We start from the raw sequence: 3,903 nt of genomic DNA on the forward strand, positions 1-3,903 counted from the left end.
CACGTTTACGGCTCAAACCGCTACCGCCGGCACATACGGCGCATTCTCCATCGGCACCGACGGCGCATGGACCTACACGCTGAACAACAACGCCGCCAACGTCCAAGCATTAGCGCAAGGTGAGCAGCGCCAAGAAGTGTTTACCGTCACGTCGGCTGACGGCACTGTCTCGCAAGTCACCGTCACTGTAATCGGCACGAACGACGCAGCTGTCATTGCTGGCCAAGGCACGGGCACGGTCACCGAAGACAGCGTGTTGACAGCCTCCGGCACGTTGACCGTCAATGATGCTGATGCTGGCCAAGCCACGTTCACGGCCCAAGCCGGCACGGCCGGCACCTACGGTTCGTTCTCCATCGGCACCGACGGCGCATGGACCTACACGCTGAACAACGCTGCCGCCAACGTTCAGGCGTTGGCACAGGGTGAACAACGTCAAGAGATCTTCACTGTCACTTCGGCTGACGGTACGGTTTCGCAAGTAACAGTCACGGTGATCGGCACCAACGACGCAGCAGTGATCGCCGGCCAAGGCTCGGGCACCGTCACTGAAGACAGCGTGTTGACGGCCTCTGGCACGTTGACCGTCACGGACGCTGACGCTGGCCAAGCCACGTTTACAGCTCAAACCGCCACCGCTGGAACGTACGGAGCATTCTCGATCGGCACCGACGGCGCGTGGACCTACTCGCTTAACAACACTGCTGCGAACGTTCAAGCGTTAGCCCAAGGCGAGCAACGCCAAGAAGTGTTTACCGTCACCTCGGCTGACGGCACCATCTCGCAAGTTACGGTCACCGTCATCGGCACGAACGACGCAGCTGTCATCGCAGGTCAAGGTACTGGAAACGTCACTGAAGACACTGCTGTCAACGCAGATGGCAGCTTAGTGTCTACAGGTATATTGACCATCTCGGACGCTGATGCAGGTCAAAGCACATTCCAAGCTGGCACTGCAATTCCGGTCGGTTCGACCCTCGGCTCGTTGTCGATCACGGCGAACGGTGCTTGGACCTACAACGTTGCAAACTCGGATGTGCAATACCTGGCCGCCGGTCAAACGAAGGTTGAGTCATTTACGGTCTCGGCTGCTGACGGCACCACCACAGTTGTGACGGTAACGATTACCGGAACCAACGACGTTCCGACATTTACCGGCGCCGCAACCGGCACTGTGACCGAAGACTCGGCGGTTAACGTCGATGGCAACCTCGTATCCAGCGGCACATTGATCGTCACTGACGCTGACGCAGGTCAAAGCACGTTCCAGGCAGGTACCGCCGTTCCGGTCGGCTCGACATTGGGCTCGCTGTCGATCGCTGCAAACGGCACCTGGATCTACAACGTCGCCAACAACGCCGTTCAGTATCTGGCTGCTGGCGAAACAAAGACGGAATCGTTCACCGTTGCTGCCGCTGATGGCACGACGACCATCGTCACGGTCACGATCACCGGCACGAACGACGTACCCACGTTCACAGGCGTCAATTCGGGCGAGGTGACTCAAGACAACGCGGTCAGCACAGGCGGTGATCTCGTCTCGTCGGGATCATTGGTCATTGCTGATGCTGACGCCGACCAAAGCACATTCAAGGCAGGCCCCGGCGTGCCAGTTGGTTCGACCTTAGGCTCTTTGTCCATTGCCGAAAACGGGACATGGACCTACAACGTTGCTAACAGCGCAGTCCAGTATCTTGCCGCTGGCGAAACGAAAACTGAATCGTTCACGGTGTTCGCCGCTGATGGCACCACGACAGTCATCACGGTCACCATTACTGGTACCAATGACGTTCCGACGTTCTCGGGCACGTCGGCCGGTTCGGTAACGGAAGACAACGCCGTCAATGTCGATGGCAACTTGGTGTCGTCGGGCACGTTGACCATCGCCGATGCTGACGCAGGCCAAAGCACGTTCAAGGCTGGCACTGCTGTGCCGGTCGGTTCGACCTTGGGTTCGTTGTCGATTGCTGAAAACGGCACCTGGACCTATAACGTCGCCAACTCGGCCGTTCAATACTTGGCCGCTGGTCAAACCAAGATTGAGTCGTTCACGGTTTCGGCAGCGGATGGCACGACTACTGTTGTTACCGTCACGATCACCGGCACGAATGATGTGCCGACGTTCTCGGGCGCCGCTGCCGGCACCGTGACTGAAGACACCGCTGTCAACGCGAACGGCAATCTGGTTTCGTCCGGCACGTTGACGATCTCGGACGCCGACGCAGGCCAAAGTACGTTTAAGGCTGGCACCGCAGTTCCGGTTGGCTCGACTTTGGGCTCCTTGTCCATCGCTGAAAACGGCACCTGGACCTACAACGTCGCCAACTCGGCCGTTCAATATCTGGCCGCTGGCCAAACAAAGATTGAGTCGTTCACGGTTTCTGCTGCTGACGGCACGACCGCGGTTGTGACGGTCACGATCACGGGAACGAACGATGTTCCGACGTTCGCGGGTGCTGCCACTGGCACAGTCACCGAAGACACCGCTGTCAACGCGAACGGCAATCTGGTTTCGTCCGGCACGTTGACGATCTCGGACGCCGACGCAGGCCAAAGTACGTTCAAGGCTGGCACTGCTGTGCCGGTCGGTTCGACCTTGGGTTCGCTGTCGATTGCAGAGAACGGCACGTGGACTTACAACGTCGCGAACTCGGCCGTTCAATATTTGGCCGAAGGCCAAACAAAGGTCGAATCGTTCACAGTTTCGGCCGCTGACGGCACAACCACTGTCGTTACCGTGACGATCACCGGTACGAATGATGTTCCGACGTTCGCTGGCGCAGCCACCGGCACTGTGACTGAAGACACCGCCGTCAACGCCAACGGCAATCTCGTGTCCACTGGCACATTGACGATCTCGGACGACGACGCTGGCCAAAGCACGTTCAAGGCCGGCACCGCCGTCCCGGTCGGTTCGACCTTGGGCTCGTTGTCCATCGCCGAGAACGGCACCTGGACCTACAACGTCGCAAACTCGGCCGTGCAGTATCTCGCTGCCGGGCAGACGAAGGTTGAGTCGTTCACGGTTTCTGCTGCTGACGGCACGACCACTGTTGTGACGGTCACGATCACCGGCACCAACGATGTCCCGACTTTCGCTGGCGCGGCGGTTGGAAGCGTGACTGAAGACACCGCCGTCAACGCTAATGGCAACCTCGTGTCCACCGGCACGTTGACGATCTCGGATGTTGACGCAGACCAAAGCACCTTCAAGGCCGGCGCTGCCGTTCCGGTTGGTTCGACGCTGGGCTCGTTGTCGATTGCAGAAAACGGCACGTGGATCTACAACGTCGCCAACTCGGCCGTTCAATACCTGGCCGCTGGCCAAACGAAGGTCGAATCGTTCACGGTTTCTGCTGCTGACGGCACGACCACGGTTGTGACGGTCACGATCACGGGCACGAATGATGTTCCGACATTCGCGGGCACGAACGCTGGCGCCGTCACTGAAGACACCGCCGTCAACGCGAACGGCAACCTGGTTTCGTCTGGCACGCTGACGATCTCGGACGCCGACGCGGGTCAGAACACGTTCAAGGCTGGCACTGCTGTGCCGGTTGGCTCGACCTTGGGTTCGTTGTCCATCGCTGAGAATGGCACTTGGACCTACAACGTCGCCAATAGCGCCGTTCAATACCTCGCCGCTGGTCAAACGAAGGTTGAGTCGTTCACGGTTTCGGCCGCTGACGGCACGACCACTATCGTCACGGTCACGATCACCGGTACGAATGATGTGCCGATATTCTCGGGCGCCGCCACCGGCACGGTCACAGAAGACACCGCTGTCAACGCCAATGGCAACCTGGTTTCGTCCGGCACGTTGACAATCTCGGATGCCGACGCGGGCCAAAGCACGTTCAAGGCTGGCACCGCCGTTCCGGTTGGTTCGACCTTGGGTTCGCT

1 protein-coding gene is annotated in these 3,903 nt (G+C 59.3%); it reads left to right on the plus strand.

Annotated elements, in window-relative coordinates:
• Positions 1 to 3,903 (plus strand): beta strand repeat-containing protein (locus EYW45_RS00145; protein ID WP_202444510.1); only part of this gene is annotated, 3,903 nt, incomplete at both ends.

The organism is Schauerella aestuarii, from assembly GCF_009866805.1.
Classification (GTDB): Bacteria; Pseudomonadota; Gammaproteobacteria; order Burkholderiales; family Burkholderiaceae_B; genus Schauerella; species Schauerella aestuarii.